Here is a 17,894-nt window from a genome sequence, read left to right as displayed (position 1 = left end):
GGACAAGTCGGGTCGACGCATCGCCGCTCCCACGCTCTTCCTCAAGGTCTGGCACTGCTTTTCCATCCGCCGCCCAAGGCCAGGAACACGCCAATCTGCCCCATTGCCACCTGGCTGTTGGCCGCCGCCAGCTGCGCCCGTACATCGGTGTAGGTCCGCGTCGCCTGCAGGTCGGCCAGGAACGACTCACGCCCTACCTGATAGCGCATGTGGGTCTGGTCCGCCGACTCCTTGGCGGAGCGCTCCGCCTCGGCCAGCGCGTCGCGCCGATCCAGCAGCGCGCTGTACTGCGCCAGGCGGGTCTGGGTTTCGCGAATGGCGTTGAGTACCACCCCGTCGAAATGCGCCAGCGCCGCCTGGGTCGAGGCTTCGGCCATGCGGATGCGCGCGCGAGTGCCATTGGTGGGGATGTTCCAGCTGACCTGCGGGCCGAAGCCCCAGCGGTTGGTGGCCGGCTCACCGAGGTTGTCGAGGATGCCGATGGTGCCTACCTGGGCGCCGATGCTGATATCCGGGTACAGCGCGCCAGTGGCCACCCCGATGCTGGCGGTGGCTGCCGCCAGCTGGCGTTCGGCCTGGCGCACATCGGGGCGACGCTTGAGCAAGGCCGCGCCGTCACCGACCGGAACCAGTTGCGACAGCTGAGGCAGCTCGGCGCAATCGGCGGTGCCGGCAGGCAATTGTTCGACAGGCTTGGCCAGCAACGCGGCGAGGGTGTAGAGGCCAGCCTCACGCTCGGCCTTGAAGCGCGGCAGCTCGGCGCGCAGCGACTTGAACTGGGTCTGCGAACGGGTGACCTGGGTCTCGTCGCCACGCCCGGCATCGCGCAGGCGCTGGGTCAGCTGCACGCCCTGCTGCTGCAGGTCCAGCGACTCGCGGGCGATGTGGTATTCCTCGTTGGCCGAGCACACCTGGGTATAGGCCTTGACCACATCGGCCACCAGGGTGATGCGCGCGGTGTCGGCAGCGGCCTGCACGGCATCGGCATTGGCCTTGGCGGCCTCGGTGCCGCGCTTGAAGGTGCCCCACAGGTCGAACTGGTAGCTGGCGCTGATGATCGCCTCGCCGATGTTGGCCACCGGCACTTTCTCCGGCAGCAGGAACGCTTCGCCGGACTCCTGCAGGCGCTGGGCACCCAGCTTGACGCCACCATTGAAGCCACCCTGCGATTCGGCCACCTCCACCTGGGCGCGGGCCTTGGCGATGTTGGCGGCAGCCACGCGCAGCTCGGTGTTGGCGCCGAGCGCCTCGCGCACCAGCTGGTTGAGCCGTTGATCCTGATACAGCTGCCACCAGTCCTCAGGCACCGGCGCCGAGACCACGCTATCGGCGTCCTGGCGCAGCGGGCCGTTGAGGTCGCCGCGCTGCACGGCGGCCTCCTTGGGCAGCTGGTAGTCCGGGCCGACCATCATGCAGGCGCCGAGGGACAGGCACAGCCCCGCCAGGATCAACTGTTTCATGGGCGTTGGTCCTCGATGATCGACACCGTGGCGGTACGCCCAGCGATCATGCGAAAGTCCGCCGGCACTTCATCGAAGGTGATGCGTACCGGGATCCGCTGGGCCAGGCGCACCCAACTGAACGCCGGGTTGACGTTGGGCAGCAGGTTGGCGCCGCTGCTGCGGTCGCGGTCCTCGATACCGGCGGAGAGGCTCTGCACCCGGCCGCGCAGGCGGGTGGGGTCGCCCATTACACGGATATCCACGGCGTCGCCGATATGGATCCCGCCCAGCTTGGTTTCCTCGAAGTAGCCATCGACGTGGTACGAGGCGCTGTCGACCACCGACAACACCGGGCGCCCGGCGCTGACGAACTCGTGGGCGCGCGGGGCGCGGTCATTGAGATAGCCGTCCACCGGGCTACGCACCACCGAGCGGTCGAGATTGAGCTGGGCCACATCCACCTGCACCTGGGCCTCACTCACCGCCGAGCGGGCGCGGGCCTCGCGGGACTGGCTCTCTTCAAGCTGCTCGGCCGCCACCAGGTTGCCCAGCTTGCGGTTGCGCTGGGCCTCGCGGGAGGCCTGGGCCAGGGTTTCCTGGCGCTCGGCCAGGGTTGCCTTGGCCTGGCGCAGGGCCAGGGTGAAACGGTCCTGGTCGATGGTAAACAGCACGTCACCGCGCTTGATGGTCTGGTTGTCGCGCACCTCGACCTGCTGGATCAGCCCGGAAACATCCGGGGCGATCTGGATCACGTCAGCGCGGATATGACCGTCGCGGGTCCAGGGGGCGAACATGTAGTACACCACCATCTGCCACACGAGCACGGCGGCGAAGGTCACTACCAGCAAGGTCAGGACCACGCGGCCCAGGGTCAGCAAAGGTTTTTTCATGGCAGCATCAGGCTTCGGCAAAAGTGGTCCACCGCGCCAAGCAGCACGGCATACAGGGCAACGTTGAACAGCGCCCGGTGCCAGACCAGGCGGTAGAAATGCAGGCGCACCAGCACCGCGTGCACCCCCAGGTACAACAGGTAGGTGCCAAACATCATCACCAGCAGCGTGGGCAGGAACACCCCGCTGATATCCAGTTCACCGATCACAGGGGTGCTCCGTCGAGGCCCGGGGGCAGTTGCGTTTGTTCGGCGGGCTCGAGCATCACCTCGACACCTGGCAGCAGCGCCAGGCGCAAACCGGCCAGGGCGTGCAGCAGGTGGGTGCGGGCATCGCCGCGCTCGTAAAGCTCATCGAGGTTCAGCGCCTGGCGCGCGCGCTCCATGTTGCGCAGCAGTGCCGCCGGGGCATGCAGGCGCTCGCCGGCGCGCAGGCAGGCGGCGTAGTGCGCGCCGACTTCCTCGATCACCGTCTGCAGGCGCTCGCGAGCCTGGGCGCCGGCGCGGGGCATGTAGGCCAGCAGGTCGAGCAGGTTCAGGCCCACGCGCAGGTCGCGCAGGGCCACGCCGCTGTCCTGGCCGGTCTGCGACAGGCGTGGCAGGTGCTGCATCAGGCGGTCGAGCATCTGCACCCCGACCTGGCGGTGCTCGGCCAGGGTGGCCGGCGCAGTCATCTCGACGATATCGCGCCAGGCAAAGCGGGTCATGCGCTTGGCCGCCAGCTCCACGCCGAACGGGCGTACCACCAGGGTCCAGATGAAGGCGAACAGCAGCCCCACGGGGCCGGCCAGGTTGGAATTGAGGAAGGTGAAGAAGTCGGCGTCGTAGGCGCCCTGGATGCTGATGAAGGTCGAGGTGTTGACGATGGTCAGCAAGGTACCGAGGTAGAAACGCGGCTGCACGGTCAGGGTGCCGACGCAGATGAACGGCACGGCGAAGGCCAGCACCAGCATGGCGAAGTCGTGCAGGTTGGGCAGCACCAGGAACAGATACAGGCTGGAGAAGATCACCGACATCAGGGTCCAGAAGAAGAACCGGTAGATCTGCGGCGCCGGGTCGTCCATGGCGGCGAAGAAACTGCACGACACGGCGGCGAGGATCACCGCGCTGGCGCCGTCGTTCCAGCCCAGGCCGATCCACAGGCCGCAGGCGACGACGATGGCGGTGACCGTGGAAAACACCGAGTAGAGCATCAGGCCGCGGTCGAAGAACGGTGTCAACCGGCCCAGGCGCCAGTGACGGTAGACCGCGCGCCAGGGCGTGGCGTCGTCCTTGCGCAGGGCGTGCTGCAGGCTGCAGCAGTCCTGCCAGAGGTCGGCCCATTCGGTCAGGCGATAGAGGGCGTTGGACAGCAGCAGCTCAGAGCGCTGGTCGAGGGCGGCGGCGCCCGGCTGCAGGCGGTCGATCTGCTCGTGCAGGGCGGTCCAGCGTGCCACCGAGGCGCTGTCGGCGGTGCCTTCGAGCCATTCACGGGCGCTGCCCAGCACCGGTTGCAGCAGCGCGAACTGCGCCGGGGCGCGACCTTCAAGGGCGATCAGGGCATCGTCGAGCGCGTCGATCACCGGCAGCAGATGGATCATCCGCCCGCGCAATTCGCGGGCGTTCTTCAAGGTATGCGGGCCGGCGCCTTCATGGCCGAGCTGGCCGATCATCAGCTCCAGCGAGTTGAAGGTGGCGACCATCGCGCCACGCATGCCGCCGACCTTGTCGGCGCCGGCTTCGCGGGCCAGGTAGGTGTCGCAGTAGCGGATCGCCTCGCCGAACCAGCTGCCGGTGGCGCCGACCACCACGGGCGCCAGCCGGCGCGGCCAGAACACCGCGCCAACCACCGCCGCACAAACGATCCCCAGGCAGATTTCCTGGGCCCGGGACGAGGCCACGTCGAACACTGCCAGCGGGTTGTCGACCACCGCCAGGGCGATCATCGGCAGGGTGTAGCCGGCCAGCATCAGCACGTAGTTGTTGGCCGTGCGCAAGTTCAGCGAGAGGAACAGCAACGTGCCGGTCCACAGGGCGATGGCGATGCTCAGCAGCAGCGGGGATTGCACCAGCGGCGGCACCAGCAGGATTGCCCCACCTGCGCCCAGCAGTGTGCCCAGGGCGCGGTACAGCGCCTTGGAGGTGGTCGGGCCGAGGAATGGGCTGGAGACGATATAGACCGTGGCCATGGCCCAGTAAGGGCGTGGCAGCTGCATCAGCAGAGCGATATACAGGGCAATCATCGACGCGGCGAAGGTGCGCACGCCGTAGAACCAGTCGCGGGCCGGCGGGACCGAGCTGAAGAAGCCATTCATGGCTGCAGGCCTGCCTGTTCGAAGGCATGGATGACCCGCAAGGTGGCCTCCAGGTCGGCCTGGTCGATGCCTCCAAGCACCTCACGACGCAGGCGTACCAGCTCGCCTTCGATGGACTCGGCCAGGGCGCGGCCCTCGACGGTCAGGCTCAGCGCCTTGGCACGACGGTCCAGAGGGTCCTCGCTGCGGCATACCAGGCCAGCCTTGCACAGTTGGTCGAGCAGGCGCACCAGCGACGGGCTTTCCAACCCGGCCGCCTGGGCCACCGCCACCTGATGCACGCCATCGCCCAGGCGCACGATCATCAGCAAGGGGACGGCGCAGGCTTCGGAAATGCCATAGCCGGTCAGGGCGCCCTGACACAGGCGGCGCCAGTGCCGGGCAGCCACAACCATGCCGCTGCTGATCTTCAGGTGCAGTGCGTCGAGGGACATGTGAGAACCGAGGATATTCATAGTTTGCTAACTATCAATATACGCCCTGCCCTCCCCCTGTCGTCAACCGCAGGTGACGGAGGGCAAAGATGAAAGGTTGTTCATGATCCCTGCAGGCACGCTGCGCTCAAGGCTGGATCTGGTCTTCCAGCTTCATGGTCAGCGCCAGCGTGCTGCCCAGCTGGATCGCCTGGTCGCGCCAGCCCAGGTAGCGCGCCGCGTCGCGGCTGCTGAAATGCACCGCCAGCTCCTCGGCGGCCTGCATCACCCCGGTCGCCGCCGCCAGTTCCAGCCAGTACAGGCCGGCCTTGGTGTCAGCCTCCACATACACGCCATGCAGCAATCGGTAGCCCACCTCGAAGCGACAGCGCTTCTCACCACGCTCGGCGCCGCGCAGGAACCATTGGTAGGCCTCGAGCGGATCGACCTGCCACACCTGGTCGCCCTCGCACACCTCCTCCTCGTACAGATCGCCCAGCGCCGCGGCGGCATGCACCATGCCCCGCTCGAAAGCATGGCGGTAGTATTCGGCCGCATTGACGTAGGAAACATCCACGCCCTTGCCGAAGTACTGCTGCTGCCCAAGGTTGAACCAGGCCGCAGCATTGCCCTGCAACGCCGCCATGCGCAACAGGTGCCCCGCCAGCACCGTGTCGCCGCGCCAGTATTTGCCATTGAGCCAGATCCAGCCCAGGTCATTGAGCGCCGCGACATTGCCCAGCAGGGCCTGGCGGCAGAGGTCGTGGTAGACCGCCTGCAGGTCGACTGCCTCGTCCAGGCGGTCGATCAGGCCAAAGCGCTCGCCGCTCAGGGCCTGCTGGGCGGGCATGCCCACCCCGGCGAACAGCCGGTGGCGCTGCCCGGGGCGGGCCGGCGCCGGAACGATCCGCTCGGGTAGAAGCCGGGCAAGCAGCGAATGGATATTGCTGGCGGCAGACATGTTCATCCTCATTGAACGACCCACAGCTCCAACCTCCACTGTGGTGAGGCGTGATTCTGCGCGATGCCACGACAAAACCTGTCGCGAACGAATTGATCCCAGGCAACCAAATGCATCTTCCTTGATCTGAGCAGGCTGTGGCCAATTGCCATGCCCTGCCCGTGCCGCCATCCTATGCCGGCAAGCCTAGACAAGGACGTTTCCTTTTGCCGTTCGCCACCACCCGCGCCACCCTCAGCCGCCAATGGGCATTGCTGCGCCAGCTACCCAGCCGCTCTCCCGGGATCACCAGTGCCGAACTGGTGTGGCGCCTGCGTGACGTGGGCTTCAATGTCAGCAAGCGCACGGTCGAGCGCGACCTCAACGAGCTGTCGCTGATCTTTCCGCTGGAGCGCAATGACAAGAGCATCCCGTTCGGCTGGCACTGGTCAGCCAACGCCGGCGGCGAGTTGCGTGGGAACTTCGACCTGCAGGGGTATTTGCGCGGCGATACGTTGCAGCCTGGCCAAGGGGAAGGCATCGAACTGCAGGCGTGGATCAGCGACTTGCTGGCTCGCCGTCTGCGCGAGACGCCGCTGACCGCGGACATGCAGTTGACCGCGCTGGATCAGGGGCACCGATTGCGGGCAACCGTGGCGGATGGCTGGCCCTTGCGCTGGTGGTTGCTGAGCCAGGGGGATGGGCTGGTGGTGGAAGCGCCGCAGGCATTGCGCGAGGAGATTGCGCGGACATTGGCCAGTGCGGCGGCGCAATACCTGGAATGACTGGAGGCCCAATCGCGGGGCCGGATATCTAGCGCTGCATCCCCCAGCGCCGCACGGTCAGCCGTTCGAGGGTGTTGAACACCAGCCCCTCCACCAACAGGCCGATCAGGATCACCACCGCCAGCCCGGCGAACACCTTGTCGGTGTACAACTCGTTGCGGTTCTGGAAGATGTACCAGCCAAGCCCGCCTTTGCCACTGCTCGCGCCAAACACAAGCTCGGCGGCGATCAGCGTGCGCCAGGCGAAAGCCCAGCCAATCTTCAGCCCCGACAGGATCGACGGCAGCGCCGCTGGCACCAGAATGTGCAACACCAGACGCAGGCCGCGCAGCCCGTAGTTGCGCCCGGCCATGCGCAGGGTCTCGGACACACCGAGAAAGCCTGCGTAGGTGTTCAGCGCCAGCGCCCATAGCACCGAGTGCACCAGCACAAAGATCAGGCTGTTGTCGCCCAGGCCGAACCAGAGCAAGGCCAGCGGCAGCAGGGCTATGGCCGGCAGCGGGTTGAACATCGAGGTCAGCGTGCCCAGCAGGTCGCGCCCCAGCTGCGTCGAGACGGCCAGGCTGGTCAGGCCGAATGCCAGGACGATGCCCAGCACATAGCCCTTGAGCAGCACCACCAGCGAAACGCCGACCTTGGCTGGCAGCTCGCCGCTGAGCAGCCCGCCCCACAATGCGCTGGAGGTCTGCAGGAAGCCCGGCAGCAGCAGGTCGTTGCCGGTGTAGCGAGCCACCGCCTCCCAGGCCGCCGCGAGCAGTATCAGGATCACAGCCTTGCGCAGCCAACCCTGTTGCCACAACCGTTGCACCAGCGGCAGCGCGCGTTCCAGCGGCACTCCGGGCAGGGGTTGCAACAGCACTTCGTATTCCTGGCGTACAGGTGTCGTGGTCATGTAATGGCTCCTGTTCAGTAGGCAATACGGATATCGTTGAAACCCAGATCACCCGCGTTTTGCGGGGCGTCGGCCTCGTCGAACAGCAACCGGTGGATGCGTCGGGCACTGGCCTGGAAGTCGCTGGCGCCGAGGCTGCCGAGGTCGTACTGATGGCTGTGCACCTCGGCCCGCACGCGCCCGGGATGCGGCGACAACAGCAGGATGCGGTTGCCCACCACCAGCGCCTCTTCGATGGAATGGGTGACGAACAACAGGGTGAAACGCACCTCCTCCCACAGCAGCAGCAGCTCCTCCTGCATCTTGCGCCGGGTGAGCGCATCGAGCGCGGCGAACGGCTCGTCCATCAACAGGATCTTCGGTTGCGTGGCCAGTGCCCGGGCGATCGCCACGCGGGCTTTCATGCCGCCGGACAAGGTATGGGGGTATGCGTCGGCGAAGGCGGCCAGGCCGACCTTCTCCAGGTAATGCAGCGCCCGCTCTTCGGCCTCGGCGCGCTTGAGCTGGCCGGACACCAGCAGCGGGAACATCACGTTCTGCTTCACCGTCTTCCAGGGCGGCAGCTGGTCGAATTCCTGGAACACCACGATGCGGTCGGGCCCAGGGCCGCGCACCGGCTGGCCCTGCAGCAGGATCCGCCCTTCCCGGGGCTCGATGAAGCCAGCCACGGCCTTGAGCAAGGTGGACTTGCCGCAGCCGGACGGGCCGAGCAGGACGAAACGGTCGGCGCGGTCGACTTCGAAGCTGACTTGATGGGTGGCCCGCACCACGCGTTGGGCAGTGCGGTATTCGAGGCTCAGGTTGTCCACCGCCAGCAGCGGTGGCGTGGCGACACGGCTCAGGGTGCTGGCCGCGTGGCCTGGCAATGGGGCGGTCATTGGCGGTCAGCTCCCTTGCAGCGGGCGTTCATCCTGGAAGAAATAGTCCTTCCACGATTCGGGTTTGTGCTTGATCGCGCCGACCCGGTAGAGGAACTCGGCCAGCTTGTAGGTGTTCTTCGGAGTGACGGTGAATTCGTACTGCGGATTGTCGATCAGCTTGATCAGCGTCTCGCGGTCGATCTTGGCCTTGGTCACGCGGATGTAGGTATCGGCCGCGGCGGCCTTGTCTTTCTGGGCGAAGTCGGCGGCTTCGGCAAGGGCATCAACGAAGGCCTTGTAGGTCTTGGGATTGTCCTTGCGGAATTTCTCGGTGGCGAACAGCAGGGTCGGTGAGTTGGGGCCGAGCAGGTCGTAGCTGTTGAGCACCACGTGCACGTTCTTGTTGGCCAGTACCTGGTCCTGGAACGGCGGGTTGGAGAAGTGCCCGTTAAGCTCGGTGCCGCCGGCCAGCAAGGCCGCAGTGGCGTCCGGGTGCGGCACGGCCAGGGTGTACTTGTCCAGGCGGTTGTATTCCTTGTCGCCCCACTGCCGTGCGGCGGCATACTGCAGGAAGCGCGACTGCACCGAAACCCCCACCGCTGGGACGGCGATACGATCTTTCTCGGAAATATCAGCGATGGTCTTCACATTGGGATTGCTGCTGACCAGGTAGTAGGGGAAGTTGCCCAGTGAGGCAACGGCCTTGACGTTCTGGCGGCCCTTGGTGCGATCCCACACGGTGAGCAGCGGCCCGACGCCGGCGCCGGCGATGTCCACCGAGCCGGACAGCAACGCGTCGTTGATCGCCGCGCCACCGGAGAGCTGGGCCCAGTCGACCTTGATGTCGAGACCCTGCTCCTTGCCGTGCTTCTCGATCAGTTGCTGGTCACGGACCACGTTGAGCAGCAGGTAGACGATGCCGAACTGCTCGGCGATGCGGATCTGCCCTTCGGCGTGAGCCACGGTGGGCGCCGCCAGACTGCCAACAACCAGGCTGGCGCCCAGGCCGATACTTGCCGCCAGGCGGCTGATGGATTTGCGCATGGTGTATTTCCTCAGTCGTCAGAACGGGGCATCGCCCTGGATGGTGGTGCGGTACAGCTTGCGGCGCAGGTGCGCGGGGCAACCGGTGGCCAGGTGGATCAGCGAGCGGTTGTCCCAGAACACCAGGTCGTGGGGCTGCCATTGATGGCGGTAGAGGTTCTGCTCCAGCACGCTCAGGGCGTACAGCTGTTGCAGCACGTCGCGGCTTTCGTCATCCGGCAGGCCGACGATACGGGTGGTGAAGCCTTCGCTGACGAACAGCGCCTTGCGGCCGTTCTCCGGATGAGTACGCACCACCGGGTGGATGACCTCCTGGACCTGGGCCAGTTGCTCGGCGGTCAGCGTCGGGCGCCAGTTGCCTTCGAACTTGGTCTCGGCGTAGCGGGCGGTATAGGAATGGGCGGCACTGCGGCCCTCGACGACCCGGCGCAGGGCTTCGGGCACCGCGTCCCAGGCCTTGTGCATGTCGGCGAACAAGGTGTCGCCGCCCTCGCTGGGCAGCTCCTGGGCGTGCAGCATCGAGCCCAGGCTCGGCAGTTCCTTGTACGACAGGTCCGAGTGCCAGAACTTGCCGGCGTCGCCCAGTCCGACGTTGCGACCGTTCTCGACGATGTTGGACACGATCAGGATCTCGGGATGGCCGGTGAGCAGGAACTGCTTGAGCACATGGATCTGCAGTTCGCCGAACCGGCGGCTGAAGGCGATCTGTTGTTCAGGGGTGATGCGCTGGTCGCGAAACACCAGGACATGGTGGTCCAGGTGGGCGCGGTGAATGCGGGTGAAATCCTCGGCATTGACCGGACGGCTCAGGTCGAGGCCGATGATCTCGGCGCCAACGGCGCCGGGGAACGAGCGGATGTCGAAGGTTTGCGGTTGGGCGCTGTCGATGGTCGACAAGGCGTTCGAGGCGGCTGGCATTGTTCACTCCCACGCAGTGCGCGACTCCAGGGCGCGCAACGATCGGAAACGCACGGGGATTGCCCGTGTGGGTTCGAGTCGTGCGGCGCGCCGATTGGTCAGCGGGTACGCAGTGGGGTGACTATAAAGTCATAAGAACAGTAATTTAAATATCTTTATTGCATATTCATATGAATATGCTCAGCCCCGCGCAAACAGCAAAAGGCAAAGCGCGGGAGCGAGCTTGCCCCGCTCCCGCGCGCGATCAACGCTCGCGCAAGGCTTCCGAACGGGCCTTGATGATCGGCTTGAGCAGGTAGCTCATGATGGTCTTCTTGCCGGTCATGATATCCACCGTGGCCACCATCCCCGGGATGATCAGCAGCGGCTTCTCGTCGGTGCCCAGGTGACTCTTCTCGGTACGCAGCTTGATCAGGTAATAGGTGGTCTTCTTGTCTTCGTCGGTGATGGTGTCGGCACCGATCTGCTCGAGCTTGGCCTTCATCCCGCCGTAGATGGTGTAGTCATAGGCGGTGAACTTGACCGTGGCTTCCTGGCCCGGGTGCAGGAAGGCGATGTCCTTGGGCAGGATCTTCGCCTCGACCACCAGGGTGTCGTCCAGCGGCACGATCTCGATGATGTCGCTGCCCGGCTGGATCACGCCGCCGATGGTGTTGACCAGCAGCTGCTTGACGATACCGCGCACCGGCGAGATGACCATGGTGCGGTGCACGCGGTCGTCCAGCGCCTTGCTGGTGGCGGTGGCCTTGTTCAGCTCGGTACGGGCCTCGTTGAGCTGGGTCAGCGCCTCGCTGCGGAACTTGCCGCGGGTCTCCTCGATCTTGCTCTCGACCTCCTTGATCGCCGCCTCGGCCCGCGGGATGGCCAGGGTGGTGGAGTCCATCTGGCCCCGGTTCTCGACTTCGGCGCGGCGCAGGCGCAGCACCTCGACCTGGGAAATAGCACCCTGAGCCACCAGTGGCTCGGACATCGAGATTTCCTGGCGCAACAGCTGCAGGCTGTTGGCGTACTGGGCGCGCTTGGAGTTGAACTCGCGCAGCTCCTGCTGCTTCTGCACCAACTGCTGCTGCAGGCCGCCGATCTCATCCTGCAACTGCTGGCGACGGCTCTGGTACAGCGATTGCTCGTTGGCGGCCTGGCTCGGCGCGGCCTTGCGCAGCTCTTCGTCGATCTGCAGCGGCTTGTCCTCGACCTCGGCCGTGAGGCGCTGCACGCGCAAGGCCATGGCCAGACGCGAAGCCTCGGTCTCGTCGACATTGGAGGCAAAGCGGGTCTCGTCCAGACGCAGCAGCGGCTGGCCGACTTCAACGATCTCCCCCTCCTTGGCGAAGATCTCGGCAACGATGCCGCCTTCGAGGTTCTGGATCTTCTGCACCTTGGACGACGGGATGGCCTTGCCCTCCCCGCGCGTCACCTCGTCGATGGGCGCGACGCTGGCCCAGACGATGAGAAACAGGAAGAACGCGATCACCCCCCAGATGGTCAGGCGCACCACTCGCGGCGCGTCCTCGATCAGCGCCTTGTTGACCTCGGGCAGCGGCTGCCCGGCCAGCGACTCGGAGCCCTTGAAGTAGCGGCGCAGGTTGTCCTTGAAACGCCCCATATCCAGCTTATGCAACACTGATCTGCCCCTTCTTCAGCGCATCCATGACGGCGGCTTTCGGGCCATCCGCGACGATCTGTCCACGATCGATGACGATCAACCGGTCCACCAGCGACAGCAGCGATGCCCGGTGGGTGACCAGCAGCACGGTCTTGTTCTCGATGACCGCGGCCAGGCGCTGTTTGAGGCGCTCCTCACCGGTGTTGTCCATGGCGCTGGTGGGTTCGTCGAGCAGCAGGATCTGCGGGTTGAGCAGCAGCGCCCGCCCCAGGGCGACGTTCTGCCGCTGGCCACCGGAGAGGTTCTGCCCGCGCTCGCCGACCTGCAACTCGTAGCCGTCGGGGTGCAGGCGGGCGAATTCGTGCACGCCGGCCAACTCAGCGGCCTGCAAAATCAGCTCGTCCTCGATGTAGCGGGCGCCACTGACCAGGTTGTCGCGCAGGGTGCCGGCCAGCAGTTGGATATCCTGGGGCACATAGCCGATGTTGTGGCGCAGTTCGCTGACGTCGATCTGGCGGATGTCCACGCCATCGACCAACAGCGAGCCGTTGTCCGGCTCGTACAGGCCGACGATCAGCTTGGCCAGCGAGCTCTTGCCCGAGCCGCTGCGGCCGATGATGCCGACCTTCTCGCCTGGGCGGATGTTCAGGTTGATGCCCTTGAGCGCCTGGTTCTGCTGGTTCGGGTAGGTGAACTCGACGCCGCGGAACTCGATGGCGCCCTGCAGCACCTGGCGGCTCAGCGGGCGCTCCTCGAAGTTGCGCTCCTGGGGCAGTTCCATCATCTGGTCGGTGGCGACCATGGTCACCTTGGCTTGCTGGTAGCGGGCCAGCAGGCCGTTCAGCGAGCCCAGCGGGCCAAGGGCGCGACCGCTGAGCATGTAGCAGGCCACCAGGCCGCCCATGCTGAGGTTGCCGTCGATGATCAGGTACACGCCCACGCAGATCATCGCCACGCCGGCCAACTGCTGGATCAGCAGGGTGATGTTCATGGCCAGGCCCGACAGCACCTTGACCCGCAGTTCCAGGCGGCTGAGGGTGCCGAGGGTCTGCTCCCACATGTACTGGCGCTCGCTCTCGGCGTTGTTGACCTTGATCCCGTCCAAGCCGGCCAAGGTCTCGATCAGGCTCGACTGGCGCTCGGAGGCCAGGGCCATGGTGCGTTCCATGGTCGCCATCAGCGGCTTCTGCAACGCGTAGCCGATACCCAAGGCCAAGGGGAAGGCAAGGACCGGGATCCACACCAGGTGCCCGCCGATGATGGCGATGACCATCAGGATCAGCAGGGTGAACGGCAGGTCGATCAGGCTGGTCAGCGTCAGCGAGGCGAGAAAGTCGCGCAGGCCCTGGAACTCATGGATGTTCTGGGCAAAGCTGCCGACCCGCGCCGGGCGGTACTTCATGGCCATGCCGACGATGCGCTCGAACAGCGTCGCCGAGATGATCAGGTCGGTCTTCTTGCCGGCCAGGTCCAGACAGAGACTGCGCAGCCCCTTCAGAACCAGGTCGAAGACATAGGCCCCGGCGATACCCACCGCCAGCACCCATAGCGTCGAGGTGGCCTGGTTGGGCACGACGCGGTCGTACACGTTCATCACGAACAGCGGCGCGGCCAGGGCGATCAGGTTGATCACCAGGCTGGCGGCGATGGCATCGATGTACAGCCATTTGCTGCGCAGCAGCGTGTCGCGGAACCAGGAGCGCGCGCGTGGGATCAGGTTGCCGTGGTTGACGTCGAACTTGTGCTGGGGCTGGGCGAAGAACACCTTGCCGCTGTAGTCGCCCTGCAACGCCTCACGGGTGACATGCACTTCGCCGCCGTCGCTCTCGCTGAGCAGCAGCCGCGCGGTGTCCTCGTTTTCCCAACCCAGCAGCACCGCGCAGCGGCCTTCCTTGAGCAGCAGCATCGCCGGCATGGCGATGCTGGGTATCTGCTCCAGCTTGCGCTGCAACAGGCGCCCCTGCAGCCCGGCCCGGGCGGCCGCACGCGGCAGCAGCTCGGCGGTCAGGCGTTGCGAGGGCAAGGGCAGCCCGGTGGTCAGCATGGCCCGGCTGGCGGGCTTCTGATGCAGGACACACAGGGTCAGCAGACTGTCCAGCAGCGGGTCGTCATGCTGACTGCGTGGATCGTGGCTGAGTTGGACTCGACTGACTTCGGATTCCACGCGGCGCTCTCTTCATCCTTGCGGGGGTGGGTTCAAGGCGCCTTTCAGTTCATGCCTGGCAGGTTCACCTTGGGTTTCAGGTCGTTCTGCACAACGGTGGCCATCGGGGCTACGACACCCTGGCTCTTGAGCAGCTGGCCAATGGTCGCCTTGATTCGGTACTGAGTAAACATTTGTATGTTCTTCACCTCTACCAGACGACGCTGGGCGGTGAAGGTTTCATTCTCGCTGTCGAGCAAGTCGAGCAGGGTTCGCTCGCCCAGGCCGAACTGCTGTTGGTAGGCGCTGCGCACCCGGTTGCTGTGATCGACGTACTGCTGGGCGATCGGCACCTGGGCGTTGGCGTTTTCCAGAGCATTCCATGCCAAGCCTAACTCCTCATTGAGCTGGCGCAAGGCGTTGTTGCGAATGTCCAGGGCCTGGTTGGCCAGATACGACTTCGATTCCAGGTCCGCCTTGTTGCTGCCGCCGGCGTACAGGTTGAAGTTCATGCGCAGCATGGCCTGCCACTCGTTGTTGTGGCCCACCGCGCCGTCGAGGTTGTTGTCGGCCGTTCGTCCGAGTTCGGCATCGAAACGCGGATAGAAAGTAGACTTTGCCGCTTCGTATTGCTTCTCGGCAGCCGCGATGTCCGACTCGGCCGAACGCAGGATCGGGCTCTCTTCGACCAGTTGGTGACGCGCCTCTTCGAGGGTGGCCGGCAGCAGGTCGACAAATGGCGCGGGCGTGCTTAACTCGTCGGGCATTTGCCCGACGACGCTCAGGTAGTTGGTGTTGGCATCGGCCAGGTTGGTCTGCTCGGTGATCAGGTTGTTGCGGGCCTGGGCCTGGCGCGCTTCAGCCTGGTCGAGGTCGGCCATGCGGCCTACGCCACGGCTGGTGCGCAACTTGATCTGGTCGAGGATGCGCTCATGGTTGCGCAGGTTTTCTTCGGCCAGGCGCACCATCTCACGGCGCGACAGGACGTCCAGGTAGACCTGGGCGACGGTCAGCGCGGTACGCTCGGAGGTGCCCAGCAATGAATAGGCGCGAGCGTTGACGGTGGCTTGTTGACGCCCGACCTCGCTGGAGGTGGCAAAACCGTCAAAGACCATCTGCCGCAGGCGGATCGCCGATTCGCCACGGTTGAGCGTCTCCCAGCGGTTGCGGGTGCTTGGGCTGTCGGTGCCCTCGCGGCCATAACCGGCCGTCACATCGACCCGCGGCAAATAGCCGCCCTGGGCTGCACGCAGTTGGTAATCCGCAGCCGTACGGGCGTTCACGCCGGCCTGGATTTCCGGGTGTACCTCGAGGGCCTTCTGCATGGCTTCAGGCAAGGTTTGTGCTTGAGCGAAAGAGGCGGCGAGAGCGAAAGGAAGAGCGGTGAACAGTGACGCACGCATTTTTACTGGTTCCCGAGAGAGCTGTTGTCCCAAATCACAATCGAAGCCGTGCCTGCCTTGGAAAATGGCGAACCCTGATCTGTATGTAGGAAGCTTCCGAATAGGCAGTGCGGATTAATACAAAAGAAAGGGCTTGGCTGGCCAAATATCAATGTGACATTACCTTGGCGATTGTTTAGGATGGCAGCCAGAAGGTCAATAGTTTGGCATAAACTTAATAGCCAGAAATTATAGACGTAAAATTGACGCAATTATGCGTCAAAAACATTATTGAAACATTCCATCAGTCGCCGCCTTCGTATGCCGGCCGGGCATGGAAGCCAACTGAACGGGTAGTCCGGAGAGTCCAATGAGCACTGTTGTTGCCATCGTCAAAAGCATTGTTGGCCAAGTCATCGCAGTTTCCCCAGAAGGCATCCGGCGCGTACTGATCGAAGGCGATCGCCTGCTTGCCGGTGAACAGGTAGACACCGGCACTGGCGGCGCGGTCACTCTGGAGCTGGCCGACGGCCGTCTGCTCGACCTCGGTCGCGACACCCAGTGGAATGCCGACGCCCCCGACAGCAGCATCGACCTGAGCCAGGCCACCGCCCAGGCGGCGCCCTCGGTCGAGGAGCTGCAACAAGCCATCGCCGCCGGCGTCGACCCGACCACCGAACTGGAGGCCACCGCAGCCGGCCCGGCCGCGGCAGGCGGCGGTTCGGTAGGCGGCGGGCATAGCTTCGTCCTGCTCCAGGAAACCGCCGGGGTGGTCGACCCGACCATCGGCTTCCCCACCGGCCCAATAGGCTTTGCCAACGGGCTGGGTATTGATGAGCAGGGCGGGCTGGACGGCAACAACGCCAGTACCAACACCACCAACGCCCCGCTCACCACAGGCCTGACTCTCAGCGCCACTCCCACGATCACCGAGGCGGGTGGCGTAATTGTCTATACCGCCACCGTAGGCCAGCCACCGCTGACCAACCTGACCGTGACCCTGTCCAATGGCGCTGTCATCGTGATCCCGGCGGGCCAGACCACCGGCACCGTCAACGTCAATGTCCCGGCCAACGACACGCCCTACATCGATGGCGGCCAGATCTCCGCGACCATCACCGGAACCAGCGGCGGCAACGGCCTGATCGTCACGCCAAGCACTACGCCGGCGGTGACCGAGGTCACCGACACCATCGATACCACCACTGCCACGCTGACCGCCAACCCAAGCGTGACCGAAGGTGGCGTGATCACCTACACCGTGACCCTGACCAACCCGGCCCAGACCCCAGTCACCGTCACCCTGTCCAATGGCCAGACCGTCACCATCGAAGCCGGCAAGTCGTCAGGCAGCGTCGATTTCCAGACCCCGGCCAACGACGTCTATAACAATGGCAGCACCGTCAGCACCACGATCACGGGGGCAACGGGCGGTAATTTCGAGAATCTGGTGCCAAACCCGACACCAGCGGAAACGAAGATCAACGACTCCGTCGACACTACCACCGCCACCCTGACCGCGACCCCAAGCGTGACCGAAGGTGGCGTGATCACCTACACCGTGACCCTGACCAACCCGGCCCAGACTCCGGTCACCGTCACTCTGTCCAATGGGCAGACTATTACCGTCAAGGCCGGCGAAAGCACTGGCAGCGTCGACTTCCAGACCCCGGCTAACGACGTATTCGTCAACGGCAGCACGGTCAGCACCAGCATCACTGGTGTCACCGGTGGCAACTTCGAGAAGCTGGAACCCGACACTACGCCGACCCAGACCGTGATCAGCGACAGCATCGACACGGTGACCGTCAGCATCGCCAGCAATGGCAACGTGACCGAGGCCGAACAGCCGACCTTCACTGTATCGGTCAGCCAGAAGCTCGACCATGACCTGACCGTGACCCTGTCCAATGGCGCCACTGTGGTCATCAGCGCCGGCCAGACCCAGGCCACCTACAGCCTGCCGGCCCAGGGCGACGACGTATTCAAGGACGCCGGCTCCGTGACCCTCGGCGTGACCGATGCCAGCGTGGCGGGCAAGACCTTCGAGAGCCTGCAGTTGGGTGGCGATGCCACCGTGCAGATCACCGACACCGTCAGTGAAGTGGTCGCAACCCTCACTGCCGACAAGACCACTGTGTCCGAAGGTGGCCAGATCACCTACACCGTGACCCTGACCAATGCCCAGGGTCTGCCGGTCAACGGCCATAATGGCCTGACCTTCACCCTGACCGATGGCACCAAGGTCACCATTCCGGCAGGCAGCACCAGCGGCACCTTCACCATCAC

15 protein-coding genes are annotated in these 17,894 nt (G+C 65.0%); 2 read left to right on the top strand and 13 right to left on the bottom strand.

The features are described 5' to 3' along the window. Positions 1-41 precede the first annotated feature (41 nt). The 6 genes from AC3WL2_RS19540 to AC3WL2_RS19515 all read right to left on the bottom strand — a co-directional run bounded on the left by AC3WL2_RS19540 (position 42) and on the right by AC3WL2_RS19515 (position 5,999). Positions 42-1,460, bottom strand: a complete 1,419-nt coding sequence (locus tag AC3WL2_RS19540) for an efflux transporter outer membrane subunit (protein WP_102684979.1) — start codon at positions 1,458-1,460, stop codon at positions 42-44. Next, entirely contained in the window at positions 1,457-2,332 is an 876-nt protein-coding gene (locus AC3WL2_RS19535; protein ID WP_102684980.1) for an efflux RND transporter periplasmic adaptor subunit, read from the bottom strand. The genes AC3WL2_RS19540 and AC3WL2_RS19535 overlap by 4 nt, the downstream gene beginning before the upstream one ends. Beyond that, positions 2,329-2,541, bottom strand: a complete 213-nt coding sequence (locus tag AC3WL2_RS19530; protein WP_011531590.1) for a DUF1656 domain-containing protein — start codon at positions 2,539-2,541, stop codon at positions 2,329-2,331. Before AC3WL2_RS19530 ends, AC3WL2_RS19535 begins: the two co-directional genes overlap by 4 nt. After that, the gene (locus tag AC3WL2_RS19525) at positions 2,538-4,625 is read right to left on the bottom strand and encodes an FUSC family protein (protein WP_102684981.1); all 2,088 of its coding nucleotides are present in this window, start codon (positions 4,623-4,625) and stop codon (positions 2,538-2,540) included. Before AC3WL2_RS19525 ends, AC3WL2_RS19530 begins: the two co-directional genes overlap by 4 nt. Continuing rightward, positions 4,622-5,059, bottom strand: coding sequence for a MarR family winged helix-turn-helix transcriptional regulator (locus AC3WL2_RS19520; protein WP_023630816.1), 438 nt, complete (start codon positions 5,057-5,059; stop codon positions 4,622-4,624). The genes AC3WL2_RS19525 and AC3WL2_RS19520 overlap by 4 nt, the downstream gene beginning before the upstream one ends. Positions 5,060-5,186: 127 nt before the next feature. Next, positions 5,187-5,999 (bottom strand): tetratricopeptide repeat protein, encoded by an 813-nt coding sequence (locus tag AC3WL2_RS19515; RefSeq protein ID WP_102684982.1) that lies wholly within the window; start codon positions 5,997-5,999, stop codon positions 5,187-5,189. 206 nt (positions 6,000-6,205) lie between these two features. Between AC3WL2_RS19515 and AC3WL2_RS19510 the strand changes: the two genes are divergently transcribed. Then, positions 6,206-6,763 carry a WYL domain-containing protein gene (locus tag AC3WL2_RS19510; protein ID WP_102684983.1) on the top strand — a complete coding sequence of 186 codons (558 nt, stop codon included), beginning with the start codon at positions 6,206-6,208 and terminating at the stop codon, positions 6,761-6,763. A 28-nt stretch (positions 6,764-6,791) separates the two neighbouring features. Here the strand turns inward: AC3WL2_RS19510 and AC3WL2_RS19505 are convergent, their stop codons facing one another. The 7 genes from AC3WL2_RS19505 to AC3WL2_RS19475 all read right to left on the bottom strand — a co-directional run bounded on the left by AC3WL2_RS19505 (position 6,792) and on the right by AC3WL2_RS19475 (position 15,626). Beyond that, positions 6,792-7,655: an ABC transporter permease gene (locus tag AC3WL2_RS19505; RefSeq protein ID WP_102684984.1), complete on the bottom strand. Its 864-nt coding sequence runs from the start codon at positions 7,653-7,655 to the stop codon at positions 6,792-6,794. Between the two features lie 14 nt (positions 7,656-7,669). Continuing rightward, on the bottom strand, positions 7,670-8,533 hold the full coding sequence (locus AC3WL2_RS19500; protein WP_102684985.1) for an ABC transporter ATP-binding protein: 864 nt from the start codon (positions 8,531-8,533) through the stop codon (positions 7,670-7,672). 6 nt (positions 8,534-8,539) lie between these two features. Then, positions 8,540-9,559 (bottom strand): ABC transporter substrate-binding protein, encoded by a 1,020-nt coding sequence (locus tag AC3WL2_RS19495; protein WP_102684986.1) that lies wholly within the window; start codon positions 9,557-9,559, stop codon positions 8,540-8,542. A gap of 18 nt (positions 9,560-9,577) precedes the next feature. Next, complete coding sequence (locus AC3WL2_RS19490; protein ID WP_102684987.1) at positions 9,578-10,477, bottom strand: TauD/TfdA dioxygenase family protein; 900 nt, start codon at positions 10,475-10,477, stop codon at positions 9,578-9,580. Between the two features lie 244 nt (positions 10,478-10,721). Then, entirely contained in the window at positions 10,722-12,080 is a 1,359-nt protein-coding gene (locus tag AC3WL2_RS19485) for an HlyD family type I secretion periplasmic adaptor subunit (protein ID WP_173862469.1), read from the bottom strand. A 7-nt stretch (positions 12,081-12,087) separates the two neighbouring features. Next, on the bottom strand, positions 12,088-14,244 hold the full coding sequence (locus AC3WL2_RS19480; protein WP_102684989.1) for a type I secretion system permease/ATPase: 2,157 nt from the start codon (positions 14,242-14,244) through the stop codon (positions 12,088-12,090). A 44-nt stretch (positions 14,245-14,288) separates the two neighbouring features. Further along, a complete protein-coding gene (locus AC3WL2_RS19475) occupies positions 14,289-15,626 on the bottom strand; it encodes a TolC family outer membrane protein (protein ID WP_102684990.1) in 1,338 nt (445 codons plus the stop codon). Between the two features lie 349 nt (positions 15,627-15,975). On the opposite strand from AC3WL2_RS19475, the gene AC3WL2_RS19470 reads away from it, so the two are divergent. Continuing rightward, positions 15,976-17,894, top strand: a 1,919-nt coding sequence (locus AC3WL2_RS19470; RefSeq protein ID WP_146022581.1) for a retention module-containing protein, incomplete at its 3' end; no start/stop codon positions are given.

Source organism: Pseudomonas sp. FW305-96 (assembly GCF_058783825.1).
This window is presented reverse-complemented; position numbering and strand designations above follow the sequence as displayed.